Below are 15,773 nucleotides of genomic sequence, written 5' to 3'. Positions count from 1 at the left end.
GGGGATCAGATCATCCGGACGTCACCGGGGGATCATCAGGGGATTACGCGAACCACCCCTGTGGGGACGGGTTGGTGTTGCGCCAGATGTGCTTCGCCTCGCGGTACTCGGCGAGGCCGGCGGGTCCGAGCTCGCGCCCGAAGCCCGACTGCTTGAAACCGCCCCATTCCGCCTGAGGGACGTAGGGGTGGTAGTCGTTGATCCAGACCGTGCCGAGCCGCAGCCGGGCCGCCACGCGCTGGGCCTTGGCCTCGTCGGTGGTGAAGACGGCGCCCGCGAGTCCGTAGATCGTGTCGTTGGCGAGCCGTACGGCCTCCGCCTCGCCGCTGAAACGCTCCACGGTCAGCACCGGCCCGAAGGACTCGTCCTGGACCACGGACATGTCGGACGAGCACTCGTCCAGCACGGTCGGCGGATAGTAGAAGCCCGCTTCGAACTCGGGCCCGGAAGGCCGCGCGCCGCCGCAGCGCAGCACCGCGCCTTCCGCCAGCCCCTTGGCTACGTACGCCTCGACCTTGGCGCGATGCGCCGCCGAGACCAGCGGCCCGCTCTGTGCCCGCTCGTCGAACGGGCCGCCGAGCCGGATCTCCGAGGCCCGGCGGACGACCTCGTCGACGAACCGGTCGTGCAGCGAGTCCTCGACCAGCAGCCGGGCCCCGGACGAACAGACCTGCCCCGAGTGCAGGAAGACCGCGGTCAGCGTCATGTCGACGGCCGTCTCGAAGTCGGCGTCGGCGAAGACGATGTTCGGGTTCTTGCCGCCGAGTTCCAGGGCCACCTTCTTCACCGTCCCGGCCGCGGCGGCCATCAGCCGCCGCCCGGTCTGCAGCCCGCCGGTGAAGGAGACGAGGTCGACGTCCGGATGATCGCCGAGCGGGGCCCCTGCCTCGGGGCCCGCGCCGAGGACGAGGTTGGCCACTCCGGGCGGCAGCCCGGCCTCCTCCAGCAGCCGCATCAGATGGATCGCCGTGTGCGGGGTGAGCTCGCTCGGCTTGAGGACGAAGGTGTTGCCCGCGGCGAGCGCCGGGGCGACCTTCCAGGCGGTCTGCAGGAGCGGATAGTTCCAGGGCGTGATCAGCGCGCACACCCCGACCGGTTCGTACACGACCCGGCTGTCGACGCTCGCCGTACCGGTCTCGACGACCCGGCCCGTCTCGGCGGTGGCCGCCCGCCCGAAGTAGCGGAAGCAGTTCGCGATGTCGTCGATGTCGTACTCGCTCTCGACGAGCCGCTTGCCCGTGTCGAGCGACTCGGCGCGAGCGAGTGCTTCCTTGTCCCGTACGAGGAGGTCGGCGACGCGCAGCAGCAGGTCACCGCGGTCCGCGGCCGGGGTCGTGGGCCAGGGACCCTCGTCGAAGGCGCGGCGCGCGGCGGCGATCGCCTCCACGGTGTCCTTGCCGCCCGCCTCGTCGACGACACCCACCAGGGAACCGTCGGCGGGGCAGCGGATCTCGCGCGTGCGCTCGTCGAGAGCGCTCCGCCATGTACCGTCGATGAACAGGTCAGGCACTGGGGCCTCCCAATTGCTGGATCAGCCACTCGTGGAAGATCCCGATGTGGTGCTCGGTGGGCACCAGGACACCACCGTTCCGGTAGGCCCGCGAGGCCATGGCCGGCTGCGTACGTTCACACGCCTCGAAATCCTGTGCGTTGACCCGGTGGAAGAGCTCGACCGACTTGGACACGTCCGCGCCGGACTCCACGACCTCCGGCGCGTAGAGCCAGTCGCACTCGACGACCGTGCGGTCCTCGGCGAGCGGGAACATGCGGTGCAGGATGACATGGTCGGGGACCAGGTTGATGAAAACCGTCGGTTTCACAGTGATCGCGTAGTAGCGACGGTCCTGGTCGTCCGCTATGTCCGGCAGCCGGCCGAAGCCCTCGCTGCCGTCGACCGTGAAGCCCTGGATGTCCTCGCCGAACTCGGCGCCGTGCCCCACGTAGTACTGGGCCGCGTAGCCTTCGGCGAACTCCGGGAGGACGTCGACGAGTTCGGGGTGGATCGTCGCGCAGTGGTAGCACTCCATGAAGTTCTCGACGATCAGCTTCCAGTTCGCCTTCACGTCGTAGGTGATGCGCTTGCCGAGGGCCAGCTTCTCGGTGCCGTAGTGCTCGATGGCGGCCGCGTTGCCCAGCCGCTCCACGGCGGCGCCCATCACCGTCTCCTCGAAGGAGGGCGGCTCGTCGGCCAGGCACACCCAGGCGTACCCGAGCCACTCGCGCAGCGCGACCTTGACCAGGCCGTACTCGACGCGGTCGACGTCCGGCATTTTGATCAGGTTCGGCGCGGCGACCAGCTTGCCGTCGAGGTCGTAGGTCCAGGCGTGATACGGGCACTGCAGAGTGCGGCGGACCTCCCCGGACTCCTCGGTGCACAGCCGGGCCCCGCGGTGACGGCAGATGTTCAGGAAGGCGCGCAGCTCACCCGTGCGGGAGCGGGTGATCAGGACACTCTCGCGGCCCACCTGGACGGTGCGGAAGGCGCCGGGCCGGGCGAGATCCCCGGAGCGGACGGCGCAGAACCACATCGACTCGAACAGTGACTCCTGCTCCTGCCGGAAGATCTCCGGGTCGGTGTAGTAGTGCCCGGGGAGGGTGGCGATCAGGCTGGGGGAGATGGGGGACGGGGAGACGGGGGTCGTCGTCACGTGCGTACTCCTCAGGCGGGCGCGGCGGCGAGGCGGTGGGGGTCGAACAGCCCGATCGGGTGATCGGTGGTGCCGGTCAGGGCGAGGTCGGCGACTATCTCGCCGACGACCGGCACGAACTTGAAGCCGTGCCCGGAGAATCCGCAGGCCACGGTCACGGACTCCGGGTGGGCGGGGTGGCGGGCGATGACGAAGTGCTCGTCGGCAGTGTTGGAGTACATGCAGGTGGCGGCCTTGAGGAAGGCGCCCGGCAGATCCGGGATGTGCCGGGACATGTGATCCGCCATGGCCTGGACCTCGTCCTCGTGGACCGTCCGGTCGATGGTCTCCGGGGTGGTCACGACCCCCTTGCGGAAGAAGGCGACCTTGGCGCCCAGCTCCGGCCCGTCGATCGACGGGAAGCCGTACGCCTGGACTCCGGCCGCGTCCTCCCAGATGTAGATCGGGTGGTTCTCCGGCAGGAACGGCTGGACCCCTCCCCTCGGCTGGAACCAGTACATGACCTGGCGCTCGATCGTGAACGGCACCCCGAGGTCGGTGAGCAACTGCGGTGCCCACGCGCCCGGGCAGATCACCAGGTGGGCCGCCGTGTAGGTGTTCTCGGCCGTGTGGACGCGTACGCCGTCCCTGTACGGCTCCCAGCGGGTCATCGGTTCCTCGAAGTGCAGGTCCGCGCCCTGCCGGGTGGCGAGCTGGAGGTGCGCGGCGACGGTGTTCTCGGGGCGCACGAGCCCGGCGCGCGCCTCGAACAGCGCGACCTCGTCGTCCTTCGGGGTCAGGGTCGGGAAACGCCGGCGGATCTCGGAGGCGTCCAGCATCTCGTGCGGCAGGTCCCACTGCTCGGCGGAGAGCAGCGAACCGGAGACCGTCCGTGAGTCGGGGCGTCCGACCATGACGCCACCGCACAGGGTGGCGATCTCCCGGCCGGTCGCCCGCTCCAGCTCCTCGTACAACTCGTACGAGCGCAGCAGCAGCGGCACGTACGCCGGGTCCTCGAAGTAGGACTGGCGGGTGATGCGGGAACCGCCGTGGCTGGAGCCGCGGTTGTGCACCGGGCCGAACTTCTCCAGGCCGAGCACGCGGGCACCGCGGGCGGACAGATGGTGGGCGGCAGCGCTGCCCATACCGCCGAGACCGATCACGATCACGTCGTACGTGGGGGACACAGGGGCCTCCTTTTGCCGTGTGGCCGGGCTCTTGTCTATTGATCGGTTTCAGCGGCGGATTCGGTTCATCTTCGGGTCGAAGAGGGGTTCTTCCGCGATGGTCGCGGGGACCTTCTCGCCGAAGTACTCGATGTGCACGCCCGTACCGGTCGGGAGCGCCGGCAGCCAGGCGTACGCGACGCAGCGGCCCAGCGTGTAGCCGTACGAGGCGCTGGTCACGTAACCCGCCGGGGCGCCGTCGACGTAGACGGGCTCCTTGCCGAGCACGACGGCGACCGGGTCGTCGAGGAGGAGGGGGGTGAGCCTGCGCGCGGGTTTCTCCGTGGCGAGACCTTGCAGCGCCTCCTGGCCGACGAACCCGTCCTTGTCCATCCGGACCGCGAAGCCGACCCCCGCCTCGAACGGGTTGTGCTCGTCGGTCATGTCCACGCCCCAGGCGCGGTAGCCCTTCTCCAGCCGCAGACTGTTGAAGGCGGAGCGCCCGGCCGCGATCACGCCGTGCTCACGGCCCGCCTCCCACAGCGTGTCCCAGAGCCTGAGCCCCAGATCGGCGGACGTATACAACTCCCAGCCCAGCTCGCCGACGTACGACAGCCGCATCGCCGTCACCGGGACGTGCCCGAGGCAGGTCTCCTTCGCGCGGAAGTAGCCGAAGCCCTCGTGCGAGAAGTCGTCGTGGGTCAGCGGCTGCACTAGCTCGCGGGCGAGCGGACCCCAGACGCCGATGCAGCAGGTGCCGGAGGTGATGTCCCTGATCCGCACGTCGTCCGGGGCGTGCCGGACCAGCCAGTCCAGGTCGGTGGGGGAGTTGGCGCCCACCTGGAAACGGTCCGGGGCGAGGCGCGCGACGGTGAGGTCGGAGCGTATGCCGCCCGTCTCGTCCAGGAGCAGCGTGTAGGTGACCGCGCCGGGCTTCTTACGGAGGTTGTTGGTGGTCATGCGCTGGAGGAAGTCGAGGGCCCCGGGCCCGGTGACTTCGAGGCGGCGCAGCGGGGTCATGTCGTACAGGGCGACCTTCTCGCGGGTCGCCTTCGCCTCGGCGGCCGCGATGGGCGACCAGTAGCGGGCCGACCAGGCGTCGCGCTCGGGAAGCCGCAGACCGTCCACGAGCGGGGCGTTCGCCTCGTACCAGTGCGGGCGCTCCCAGCCGCCGCCCTCCAGGAAGTACGCGCCGAGTTCCTGCTGCCGGGCGTAGAAGGGGCTGACGCGCAGGGGGCGCGGGTGCTCCATCGGCTGGAGGGGGTGCAGGACGTCGTACACCTCGACGAACTGCTGCGAGCCGCGTTCGCGGACGTACGCCGGTGAGCGCTGCGCGTCCTCGAAGCGGGTGAGGTCGCATTCGTGCAGGTCGATGGAGGCGCGCCCGTCGACCATCCATTCGGCGACCGCCTTCGCGACCCCCGCGGAGTGGGTGACCCAGACGGCCTCGGCCAGCCAGAATCCGCGCAGCTCGCGCGATTCCCCGAGCACCGGCATGCCGTCCGGGGTGAAGGAGAAGACGCCGTTGAAGCCCTCCTCGATCTCCGTCTCGCGCAGGGCGGGCATCAGCCAGCGGCAGTCGTCCCAGCTCGGTGCCCAGTCCTCCTCGGTGAAGGGGTACGACGACGGCATCTCCATGTCGTTGGCGCGCGCCTCGTCGTAGGGGAGGATCCCGAACGGGTCGACGGGCAGCGGCTTGTGGGCGTAGCTGCCGATGCCGATGCGGTCGTGGTGCTCGCGGAAGTAGAGGTCGCGATCCTGGAAGCGGAGGATGGGCTTCGAGGCGTCGGTGGCGGCGTGGGCGGTGGTTTCAACGGTGGCTTCCGAGGTCGCTTCGGGGGCGGCCGCTGGGGTCGCTTCCGAGGTGGCTTTCGGGGTGGCTGCGGCCAGTTCGGGGAGCTGCTTGGTCTTTGCGTACTGGTGCGCGAGCGGCTGAAGGGGGACATCGACCCCGGCCATCCGGCCGATGACCGGGCCCCAGAAACCGGCCGCGGAGACGACGCGGTCGGCGGGGAAGGTGCCGCGGTCGGTGACCACGGCCGTGACCTTGCCGTCCTCCTGTTCGATACCGGTGACCGTGTGACGGTCGAGGAAGCGGGCGCCCCGTTCCGTGGCGCGTTCCATCTGCGCGCGGGCCGCGAGTACGGCGCGGGCCAGGCCGTCGTCGGGGGTGTGGAAGCCGCCGAGGACGGCCGACTGGTCGATGAGTGGCCACAGCTCTTTGCAGCGGGCCGCGCTGACGATCTCGCCGCGTACGCCCCACGAGGCGGCGTAACCGGCCTTGCGGTGCAGGTCGGCGAGGCGCTCGGGCGTGGTCGCGAGTTCGAGACCGCCGACCGGGTTGAAGCAGGAGACGCCCTCGACCTGGAGCGAGTTGAACTTCTCCACGGTGTACCGGGCGAACGCCGTGAGCGTCTTGGACGGGCTGGTCTGGAACACCAGGCCCGGCGCGTGCGAGGTGGAGCCGCCCGGGGCGGGCAGCGGCCCCTGTTCGAGAACGGTGACGTCGGTCCAGCCGCGGGCGGTCAGCTCGTCGGCGAGCGAGCAGCCGACGATGCCGGCGCCGATGATGACGACACGGGGATGGTTTGCGGGCGTGCTGGACATGCCCCTCCTTGCCGGGGTGGGGAGTGGACGCGCTCGGGGGTGGATCAGACGGTGGGGACGTGGGGGCGCTCGGCGGCGATGGTGGTGTCCTCGCCGTGCCCGGTACGGACCACGGTGTTGCCGGGGAGGGTGAGGAGCCGGTTGCGGAGCGAGGCCTCGATGGTGGGTCGGTCCGAGTACGAGCGGCCGGTCGCGCCGGGGCCGCCGTGGAAGAGGGTGTCCCCGGTGAAGACCGTGTCCAGGAACGGGGCGTAGAGGCAGCAGCTGCCCCAGGTGTGGCCGGGGCTGTGGATCACCTGGAGTTCGATGCCGGCGACCGCCAGGATCCGGCCGTCACGCAGTTCCCCGTCCGGCTTGCGCCCGGGGTGGGTGAACGACCACAGCTCGTTGTCGTCGGGGTGCAGGAGTACGGGCGCGCCGGTCAGTACGGAGAGCTCGGCGGCCGCGTCGATGTGGTCGTCGTGCGCGTGGGTGCAGACGATCGCGGTGACGTGGCGTCCGGCGACGGCCTTGTGGATCGTACGGGCGTCGTGGGCGGCGTCGACGATCAACACCTCCTCGTCGTCGCCCACGAGCCAGACGTTGTTGTCGACGTCGAAGGTCTCGCCGTCGAGGCTGAAGGTGCCCGAGGTGACGATGCGTTGGACCCGTACCGCGTGGTCCTGTTCGTGACCGTGTCCCTGGGGCCCGGCTCGACTCACAGGACCACCACCGACCGCAGTACCTCACCGCGGTGCATCTTCGCGAACGCCTCCTCGACCTGGTCGAGGGAGATGGTCTCGCTGACGAAGGCGTTGAGGTCGAGCAGCCCGTACAGGTACTGGTCGATGAGGAACGGGAAGTCGCGGCTCGGCAGGCAGTCGCCGTACCAGGAGGACTTCAGCGCGCCGCCGCGCGAGAACAGGTCGATCAGCGGGAGGTCGATCTTCATCTCGGGGTCGGGGACACCGACCTGGACGAGCACACCCGCGTGGTCGCGCATGTAGAAGGCCTGTTTGTACGTCTCCGGTCGGCCTACCGCGTCGATGGCAATGTCGACCCCGAAACCGTCGGTGAGCGCACGGACGGCCTCGACGGGATCCGTCCCGCGTGAGTTCACCGTGTGGGTGGCGCCGAACTTCTCGGCCTGGTCGAGCTTCTTGTCGTCGATGTCGATGGCGATGACCTTCATCGCGCCGTTGAGACAGGCGCCCGCGATCGCCGCGTTGCCGACGCCTCCGCAGCCGATGACGGCGACCGTGTCGCCGCGCCCGACGTTGCCGGTGTTGACCGCGGCGCCGTATCCGGCCATCACACCGCAGCCGATCAGGCCCGCGGCCTCGGGGCGGGCGGCCGGGTCGATCTTCACCGCCTGCCCGGCCGCGACCAGGGTCTTCTCGGCGAAGGCGCCGATGCCCAGCGCGTTGCTGAGCGGGGTGCCGTCGAGCAGCGTCATCGGCTGGGTGGCGTTACGGGAGTCGAAGCAGTACCAGGGGCGCCCGCGGCGACAGGAGCGACAGGTTCCGCAGGGCGCCCGCCAGGCGAGGACCACGTAGTCGCCCGGGACCAGGTCGGTGACGCCGTCGCCGACCGCCTCGATGGTGCCGGCCGCCTCGTGGCCGAGCAGGAAGGGGAAGTCGTCGGTGATCGCGCCCTCCCGGTAGTGCAGATCCGTGTGGCAGACCCCGCAGGCCTGGACGTTGACGAGCACCTCTCCGGGGCCCGGGTCGGGAACGACGATCGTCTGCACCTCGACGGGTGCGCCCTTCTTGACGGCGACTACGGCACGGACCTCGTGTGGCACGACAAGCTCCTCTGCTGTTGCGCAATGCACGATGGGTTGCGCGATGAGGAACATATTGAGAACGCCGTCATGGGGTCGTCAAGGGGTCGGCGTTAACCCTTGGCAAAAGGAACGGGCCGCCCGAAACGTGCCGGACACACGGACTGGACACACGGGTTGGACACACGGGGACACACGAAGGGGCGGGGCCGGGAGAATCCCGTGCCCCGCCCCTTCGCTCCTGAGGGGCTCTCAGAAGCCGTACCCCATCCGGCGCGACAGCTCGGCCCCCGCCGCCACCGTCCGCTTGGCCAGCTCCGGCAGCCGATCGGAGTTCAGCCGGTACACCGGCCCCGACACGCTGATAGCCCCGATCACCTTCCCGTCGTGCGCCCGGATCGGCGCGGCCACGGCGGCGAGCCCCAGCTCCAGTTCCTCGATGGTGACCCCGTAGCCCTGCTCGACCACGGCCTCCAACTCGGCGCGCAGCACGGATGTACCCGTGATCGTGCGCTCGGTGAACCGTGGCAGGGCGCGCGCGAGCAGACCTTCGCGCAGGGTGGGCGGCATGTGCGCGAGCAGCACCTTGCCGCTGGAGGTCGCGTGCAGGGGGGTGCGCCTTCCCAGCCAGTTCTGCGCGGTGACCGACGCGGTGCCACGCGCCTGCATGATGTTGACCGCCGCGTCGTCGTCGAGCACCGCGACGTTGACGGTCTCGCCCAGTTCGTCGGCGAGCTCGCGGCAGACCGGGACGCCCTCCTGGGAGATGTCGAGGCGCACCGCCGCCGCCCCCGCCAGACGCAGTACGGCGGCCCCCAGGTAGTACTTCCCGCGGTCCTTGGCCTGGGCCACCAGACCGCGGTTCTCAAGGACACCGAGCAGGCGGAAGGCCGTGGACTTGTGCACGTCCAGCTCCTCGGCGATCTCGGTGACCCCGGCCTCGCCGACCCGGGCGAGGATCTCCAGCACGCTCACGGCGCGGTCCACCGACTGGACGGCGCTGCCGGCCCCTCTCCCGTGCTGCTTCTCGGAACTGTCCCCGGTGTGCTCAGCCTGCTTCTGCGTGCGGGTCATAGCTCAACTCTCACCACCTGACGGCCCGGTTTGGGCCGCATCTGCGGGAAGCCCTTGACGTGACGGGACCCCCGCGCGGATTCTGTTGCGCATAGCGCTCCCTCGTGCGCCATGCGAAACATCATGTTACCGAAGCGTCCGGAACCCGAAAGGTCTCCGGACCCACCTGGACCAGGAGGTCCCGGACGAAGAGTCCAGGACCGAGAGGGGGGCCCATGATTCCCGTCTGCCGCCTCGACGACCTCCCCGCGGGCGAATCCGTCCGTGTCGACACCACGCCGCCCATCGCGGTGTTCAACGCCGACGGCGAGTTGTACGCCATCGACGACACCTGCACCCACCAGGACGCCTCCCTCTCGGAGGGCTGGCTGGAGGGCTGCCTGATCGAATGCCCGCTGCACGCCGCCTCATTCGATCTCCGTACGGGCCTGCCGACGTGCCTGCCCGCACGCCGCCCCGTTCGCACCCACCGCGTCACCGTCGACGACGGAATCATCCACGTCCACCTGGCCGCGGAGGAGGGCACCGCCGCATGAACGCCCTGACCGAGTGCGCCAAGGAGCGCGCTTCATGAGGACCGTGACCGTCGTCGGTGCCTCCCTCTCCGGGCTGTACGCCGCCCGGGAGCTCCGGGCCCAGGGGTTCGACGGCCGCCTGGTGATCGTCGGGGACGAGCCCCACCATCCGTACGACCGCCCACCCCTCTCCAAGGACTTCCTCACCGGCCGCGCCGACGAGACCCGACTCGCCCTCGCCGACGCCGAGGAGACCGCCGAACTCGAGGCCGAGTGGCTGCTCGGCGTACGCGCCCGCGGCCTCGACGCCCGGGGGCGCACCGTCCTCCTCCACGACGGCCGCACCGTCTCCACGGACGGCGTGGTCATCGCGACCGGCGCCTCGGCCCGCCGACTCCCGGGGGACGGCCTCGTCGGCGTGCACACCCTGCGCACCCTCGACGACGCCCGCGCCCTGCGCGCGGAGCTCTCCCGGGGCCCGCGCAGCGTCGTCGTCATCGGCGGCGGCTTCATCGGCGCCGAGACCGCGTCCTCCTGTGCCGGACTCGGCCACGACGTCACCGTCGTGGAGGCCGCACCCCTGCCCCTCGTTCCCCAACTCGGCCCCGAGATGGCCGCCGTGTGCGCCGCCCTGCATCGCCGCGGTGGTGCGGGCCTCGTGACCGGCATCGGTGTCGCCGGCCTGCGGGGGAGCGGCACCGTCACGGGTGTGGAGCTCGCCGACGGCCGGGTCCTGCCCGCCGATGTCGTGATCGTGGGCATCGGCGCCACCCCCAACACCGGCTGGCTCGCCGGTTCGACGCTCGCTCTGCACGATGGCGTGCTGTGCGACGACGGTTGCGTGACCGCACTGCCGCAGGTGGTCGCCGTCGGCGACGTCGCCCGCGTCGGAGGCGCCCGCGCCGAGCACTGGACCTCCGCCACCGAACAACCCCGCGTCGCGGTACGCAACTTGCTCGCCGGGCGCACCGTCGAGAGCGCACGGTCCCTGCCCTACTTCTGGTCCGATCAGTACGGCGCTCGGATCCAGTTCGCGGGGCGCCGGCACGCGGCGGACACCGTCCGCATCACCGAGGGCGCGCTCGACGACGGCGCACCGGCCGAAGGGGGCCTTCTCGCCCAGTACGAGCGCGGCGGCCGCACCACAGCCGTGCTGTCCATCGACCGCCCCCGCCCGTTCATGAAGGCCCGCCGCGAACTGGCGCGCAGCGAGGACCCGGTGGAGCCGGCGGGCGCCGTGGCGAGCTGACGGCCCGTGGGCGGACCCACGGACCGGGGCCACCTGGACCACCAGTTCACGGGGTCCACCGGGTCCGTGGAGTCCGCCCCTTGGCCGTGCCGTGAGCAGCCGTGAGCCGGGCTCAGTCATGAGCCGGGCTCAAGTCATGAGCCGGGCCCAGCGGCGAGTCGTACCGTACTCAGTCGCGAGCCGTACTCAGGGGTGCGACAACTGCCCGGCGCCGCCCTGCCGCCGTATTCGCTCCTGAGCGCGCTCCGTCGCGCGTGCCTGCCGTCGGGCCCGGCGCCGCTCGCGCCTCAGGGTCCTTGCGGTGCTGCTCGGCTCGGACACCACGCCGTTGCGCTGGTTCCACACCTGGCGGGTGACCCAGACGTCAAGGGCGGCCCAGGTGGCCACCACCGTGCTGGCCACGCTGCTCAAGACCATCGGGAAGGCGAGCCAGGACTCCCCCAGCGTGGACAGGAAGGCGATCACGGCCTGGATCAGCGTAACCGCGATGATCAGCACCGCACGCACGGCCGACGTACGCACCGGATCGGGCAGCCGTCGCCGACGCGCGGGCTCCTCGATCCACAACGGCCGGTAGTACGCCTGCTCCTCGTATCCGTCCGAGTACCCGGCAACGGCCCGCGCCTGCCCGCCGACTTGCCGCCGACCGGCGGCAGCGCCCTCCCCGACCGCCTGCTCATGCCCACCGGTGGCCGTGCCCCGCCCGCCCACCGGCTCGGGCCCGCCCTCGGCCACGGCCCGGGCGCTCATGCGCTCGCTTCCGATCCCGGCGGCACCCGTCCGGTCGGTCTTCCGGTCGCGTCCCTCCAGGGGCACGCTCTGCCGGCTCACCCGATCGCGCCCGTCCGTGACAACGCCTTGTCCGCCTACTTCGTCGCGTCCGTCCGCCAAGTCCGCCGGTATGTCGCGACCCGGTGTTCGTGTGGCCGATCGCACCGCCACAGGCGCCGCAGTACCCACCCCTGGTGTCCCGCCCCGCTCCGCCGTGCCCATCAACTTGTCACTCCCCACCGCCCAGCAGACCCTCGCACGGGTGTCATACGACACCTGCTCCCCAGTGGCTGCCCGGCTTGCGCTGTTTTACGCCGCCTGGACGCGGCATGCGGCCCCTGTGGCCGATTCCGCCCCCATTTCCCGTAGAGAAGGACGAACAATGTGCCCCGAAGATTCCCAACAAGCGAAAAATTCCGGCCAACTGACCAAGTTCACTGGCCCGATGAGCTCCGGCTCGCCTTGCCGGATTCGGGGCGGCAATCTCCCCCAATGAACGGACAACTGCCCATCTCCGGTTCCCTCAAGGGCCCGGGTTCCACCCTCTTCACGCCGGGCGGCGGCCCGGACACGTCTTCGAGTTACCTGTGGGTCAGTAGTAGGCTCACGCCGTTTGTTGACGCACAGGTGTGCCCCCGGGCCGGAGGGGGTCGAGCTGGGGGAGGCCATGCGCTTTCGCGGGAAGTCCATCCGCCGGAAGATCGTGGCGCTGCTCCTCGTGCCACTCCTCTCCCTGACGGGGATCTGGGCCTTCGCGACGGTACTCACCGGCCGCGCGGCCAACCAGCTGTTCAACGTGTCGGACGTCGTCGAGAAGATCGGCTACCCCACCGAGGACACCATCAGCGTTCTCCAGCAGGAACGCCGCCAGACACTCGTCTATCTCGCCGACCCCCGCGCCTCCGACGCGCTGGCGGCGCTGAAGCGCAGTCGCACCGCGACCGACCGGGCCGTGGCGAAGGTCCGCAAGAACGCCAAGGACGAAGACGTACGGGACGAGATGAACGGGGGCACCTCACAGCGCCTCACCACCATCCTGGACGCCCTCGACGGCATCGACTCGCTGCGCCGCAGTGTCGAGGAGGGCACCGTCAACCGGGCCCAGGCCCTCGACCTCTACAACCGTCTGGTCGACCCCTGTTACTCACTGATGGCCAACCTCCACGTCGTGGACAACGTGGAGATGGACAAGCAGGGCCGCGCCCTCGTCAACGTCGCCAACGCCCGCGAACTGCTCTCCCGCGAGGACGCCCTCGTCGGTTCCGCGCTGGTCGCGGGCCGCGTCACCCGCGACGACATCCGCGACATCTCCGATCTCGTCGCGCAGCGCACCCTGCTGTACGACATCAGCCTGCCGCTGCTGCCCTCCTCGGAACGCAGCCGCTTCGAGCGCTACTGGTCGAACGCCGACACGGCTCCCCTGCGCGTGGCGGAGCAGGCTGTCGTCACCTCCCCGGCCGGACCCCCGCACGGTGTCACCGCGCAGAGCTGGGACCGGGCGGCCGGACACGTGCTCGACGAACTCGCCGACCTCGACGACAAGGCCGGCGACCACTACCAGGACCGTGTCCGCCCCGTGGCCACGGGCGTCATCGTCAAGGCGGTCATCGCGGGTGTCCTCGGACTCATCGCCCTGCTGGCCTCGCTCGTCATGTCCGTACGCATCGGCCGGGGCCTCATCCGCGACCTGCGCCGACTGCGCCTGGACGCCCACGAGGCGTCCGGCGTCCGACTCCCCAGCGTCATGCGCCGCCTCTCCGGGGGCGAACAGGTCGACATCGAGACCGAAGTGCCCCGCCTGGAGTACGACAAGAACGAGATCGGCGAGGTCGGCCAGGCCCTCAACACCCTTCAGCGCGCGGCCGTCGAGGCCGCCGTCAAACAGTCCGAACTGCGGGACGGCGTCTCCGAGGTCTTCGTCAACCTCGCCCGCCGCAGCCAGGTCCTGCTGCACAAGCAGCTCACCCTCCTCGACACCATGGAACGCAGGACCGAGGACACCGACGAACTCGCCGACCTGTTCCGCCTCGACCACCTGACCACCCGCATGCGCCGGCATGCCGAGGGCCTGGTCATCCTGTCCGGCGCGGCCCCGTCCCGACAGTGGCGCAAGCCCGTCCAGCTCATGGACATCGTCCGCGCCGCCGTCGCCGAGGTCGAGGACTACGAGCGCATCGAGGTACGCCGACTGCCCCGCGTCGCCGTCACCGGGCCCGCGGTCGCCGACCTCACGCACCTGGTCGCCGAACTCCTGGAGAACGCCACGGTGTTCTCACCCCCGCACACGGCCGTGCAGGTCGTCGGCGAACGCGTCGCCAACGGTTTCACCCTGGAGATCCACGACCGCGGTCTGGGCATGGCGGCCGAAGCGCTCCTCGACGCCAACCTGCGGCTCGCCGAGACCCCCGAGTTCGAACTGTCCGACACCGACCGGCTCGGTCTCTTCGTGGTCAGCCGTCTCGCGCAGCGGCAGAACGTCCGTGTCTCCCTCCAGCCCTCCCCGTACGGCGGCACCACCGCCGTGGTGTTCATCCCCGACGCGCTGCTCACGGACGACGTCCCGGACACCAACGGCATCGGCTTCCGTCTCGACCGAGCGCTGCCCTCGAAGGAGGGCAAGACCGAGGAGGACCGCAAGGCGGCGCTCTCCGACGTACCGGTGCGCCTCCCCGGCCTGCCTGCCGCGATCCTGGACGGGCCAGTCGAACTGGAGGCGCCGGTCGATCTGGACGCGCTCGGCGGATTCCCCGGCGCCCTCGACGACGAGGACGCCGAGCAGGGCGGTCTGTTCCGGCCGCGCCGCTCCATAGCGGGTGTCCCGGTCGAGCAGCACCGGCCCCACCAGCAGCCCCGCCCAGGCGGCGCGGAGACGGCCCGCTCCGGAGACGACGACCACGTGGGGGGCCCGGTCCCCCTGCCGCGCCGCAGAACTCCCAAGCTGGTCAGCTCGCACGGTCGTCCCGTGACCCGGACGAGGCCCCGGCGCGGCGAGGCGGGCGAGGAGCCCGCCGAGGCGCTGAAGCCGGTGGAGAGCCTCGAACCGGCCCTAGAGTCGGTGGAGAGGCAAGGCATCGCGGAGAGGGCGAACGCACGGTCGTCGACCACCCGGCGTGCTGACCGCACCGAGACCTCAGGGCGCCGCAACGGCGAACGCCCCGGGACTCCGGGCCTTCGCTCCGAGGCGTCCGGCCTCCGAGAGGCCCCCGCTCTCCCCCGGCGCACTCGCTCCGCCGGCTCGCCGTCGGGCAGAGCCGGGACCACCCCGGGCTCCGCCGCCGCGACGCAAGGGGCAGAATCGGGTGCGAGCCCGCTGCCCCGCCGCGTCCGACAGGCCAATCTGGCCCCCCAGTTGAAGGACGGACCCGAACGGCGGGCCGAGCGAGACAAGGACCACACCCCGAAGGGGGCGGAACTCGCCGATCGCGACGCCGACGAGGTACGCAGCCGGATGGCCTCGCTCCAGCGGGGCTGGCAGCGGGGCCGCGAGAAGAACGCCGCGGGCGACGGGGCCCAGGGCGGCACAGCACCAGGAACGACGAAGGGGGACGGTCGATGACCGCACCGAAGGCCACAGGGCCCACCGCGACCAGCAAGACGTCGGGAGAGCTGAACTGGCTGCTCGACGACCTGGTGGACCGCGTGGCCAGCATCAGCAAGGCGATCGTGCTCTCCGGTGACGGCCTTGCCACCGGGGCCTCCAAGGATCTGACCCGGGAGGACAGCGAGCACCTGGCGGCCGTCGCCTCCGGCTTCCACAGCCTCGCCAAGGGCGTCGGCCGCCACTTCGAGGCGGGCGGTGTCCGGCAGACCGTGGTCGAGCTCGAGGAGGCCTTCCTCTTCGTCACGGCCGCCGGCGACGGCAGCTGTCTCGCCGTTCTTTCGGACGCCGACTCCGATGTCGGGCAGGTCGCCTACGAAATGACGCTCCTGGTGAAGCGGGTCGGCGCACATCTGGCCGCCGCTCCGCGCACCGATCTGCCCTCGGGCGGGTAGTGGGATGGC

The 15,773-nt window shown here is 70.8% G+C and carries 12 protein-coding genes; 4 read left to right on the top strand and 8 right to left on the bottom strand.

Translation table 11 applies throughout. From position 1 onward, the window contains the following. Positions 1 to 43: 43 nt before the first annotated feature. The 7 genes from OG798_RS13060 to OG798_RS13030 form a co-directional block, all read right to left on the bottom strand. The gene (locus OG798_RS13060) at positions 44 to 1,510 is read right to left on the bottom strand and encodes an aldehyde dehydrogenase family protein (RefSeq protein WP_267061270.1); all 1,467 of its coding nucleotides are present in this window, start codon (positions 1,508 to 1,510) and stop codon (positions 44 to 46) included. Then, positions 1,503 to 2,648 carry an aromatic ring-hydroxylating oxygenase subunit alpha gene (locus OG798_RS13055; RefSeq protein WP_267061269.1) on the bottom strand — a complete coding sequence of 382 codons (1,146 nt, stop codon included), beginning with the start codon at positions 2,646 to 2,648 and terminating at the stop codon, positions 1,503 to 1,505. Before OG798_RS13055 ends, OG798_RS13060 begins: the two co-directional genes overlap by 8 nt. Before the next feature lie 11 nt (positions 2,649 to 2,659). Then, positions 2,660 to 3,814 (bottom strand): N-methyl-L-tryptophan oxidase, encoded by a 1,155-nt coding sequence (gene solA / locus OG798_RS13050; protein ID WP_121416762.1) that lies wholly within the window; start codon positions 3,812 to 3,814, stop codon positions 2,660 to 2,662. Between the two features lie 48 nt (positions 3,815 to 3,862). Continuing rightward, positions 3,863 to 6,400, bottom strand: coding sequence for a GcvT family protein (locus OG798_RS13045; protein ID WP_328757020.1), 2,538 nt, complete (start codon positions 6,398 to 6,400; stop codon positions 3,863 to 3,865). Positions 6,401 to 6,444: 44 nt separating this feature from the next. Next, the gene (locus OG798_RS13040; protein ID WP_121416764.1) at positions 6,445 to 7,101 is read right to left on the bottom strand and encodes an MBL fold metallo-hydrolase; all 657 of its coding nucleotides are present in this window, start codon (positions 7,099 to 7,101) and stop codon (positions 6,445 to 6,447) included. Next, complete coding sequence (locus OG798_RS13035; protein WP_121416765.1) at positions 7,098 to 8,183, bottom strand: S-(hydroxymethyl)mycothiol dehydrogenase; 1,086 nt, start codon at positions 8,181 to 8,183, stop codon at positions 7,098 to 7,100. The genes OG798_RS13040 and OG798_RS13035 overlap by 4 nt, the downstream gene beginning before the upstream one ends. Positions 8,184 to 8,414: 231 nt before the next feature. Then, positions 8,415 to 9,236, bottom strand: a complete 822-nt coding sequence (locus tag OG798_RS13030) for an IclR family transcriptional regulator (protein ID WP_179436646.1) — start codon at positions 9,234 to 9,236, stop codon at positions 8,415 to 8,417. Between the two features lie 215 nt (positions 9,237 to 9,451). Here OG798_RS13030 and OG798_RS13025 point away from each other — a divergent pair, with 215 nt between their 5' ends. Further along, positions 9,452 to 9,772 (top strand): bifunctional 3-phenylpropionate/cinnamic acid dioxygenase ferredoxin subunit, encoded by a 321-nt coding sequence (locus OG798_RS13025; RefSeq protein WP_095855871.1) that lies wholly within the window; start codon positions 9,452 to 9,454, stop codon positions 9,770 to 9,772. Between the two features lie 34 nt (positions 9,773 to 9,806). Further along, positions 9,807 to 11,000 carry an NAD(P)/FAD-dependent oxidoreductase gene (locus tag OG798_RS13020; protein WP_183127416.1) on the top strand — a complete coding sequence of 398 codons (1,194 nt, stop codon included), beginning with the start codon at positions 9,807 to 9,809 and terminating at the stop codon, positions 10,998 to 11,000. 186 nt (positions 11,001 to 11,186) lie between these two features. Here the strand turns inward: OG798_RS13020 and OG798_RS13015 are convergent, their stop codons facing one another. Next, positions 11,187 to 11,750, bottom strand: coding sequence for a hypothetical protein (locus tag OG798_RS13015; protein ID WP_121418571.1), 564 nt, complete (start codon positions 11,748 to 11,750; stop codon positions 11,187 to 11,189). 688 nt (positions 11,751 to 12,438) lie between these two features. Here OG798_RS13015 and OG798_RS13010 point away from each other — a divergent pair. After that, the gene (locus OG798_RS13010; protein WP_328757018.1) at positions 12,439 to 15,327 is read left to right on the top strand and encodes a sensor histidine kinase; all 2,889 of its coding nucleotides are present in this window, start codon (positions 12,439 to 12,441) and stop codon (positions 15,325 to 15,327) included. Then, the gene (locus tag OG798_RS13005) at positions 15,324 to 15,764 is read left to right on the top strand and encodes a roadblock/LC7 domain-containing protein (protein WP_054237190.1); all 441 of its coding nucleotides are present in this window, start codon (positions 15,324 to 15,326) and stop codon (positions 15,762 to 15,764) included. Before OG798_RS13010 ends, OG798_RS13005 begins: the two co-directional genes overlap by 4 nt. The last annotated feature ends 9 nt before the right edge of the window (positions 15,765 to 15,773 follow it).

Origin of the sequence: Streptomyces sp. NBC_00271, assembly GCF_036178845.1 — a bacterium.
Taxonomy (GTDB): Bacteria; Actinomycetota; Actinomycetes; order Streptomycetales; family Streptomycetaceae; genus Streptomyces.
This window is presented reverse-complemented; position numbering and strand designations above follow the sequence as displayed.

Coding starts and splice junctions, on each gene's coding strand:
- OG798_RS13045 (WP_328757020.1), bottom strand. CDS start 6,400: ATGTCCAGCACGCCCGCAAACCATCCCCGTGTCGTCATCATCGGCGCC.
- OG798_RS13030 (WP_179436646.1), bottom strand. CDS start 9,236: ATGACCCGCACGCAGAAGCAGGCTGAGCACACCGGGGACAGTTCCGAG.
- OG798_RS13025 (WP_095855871.1), top strand. CDS start 9,452: ATGATTCCCGTCTGCCGCCTCGACGACCTCCCCGCGGGCGAATCCGTC.
- OG798_RS13020 (WP_183127416.1), top strand. CDS start 9,807: ATGAGGACCGTGACCGTCGTCGGTGCCTCCCTCTCCGGGCTGTACGCC.
- OG798_RS13015 (WP_121418571.1), bottom strand. CDS start 11,750: ATGAGCGCCCGGGCCGTGGCCGAGGGCGGGCCCGAGCCGGTGGGCGGG.
- OG798_RS13010 (WP_328757018.1), top strand. CDS start 12,439: ATGCGCTTTCGCGGGAAGTCCATCCGCCGGAAGATCGTGGCGCTGCTC.
- OG798_RS13005 (WP_054237190.1), top strand. CDS start 15,324: ATGACCGCACCGAAGGCCACAGGGCCCACCGCGACCAGCAAGACGTCG.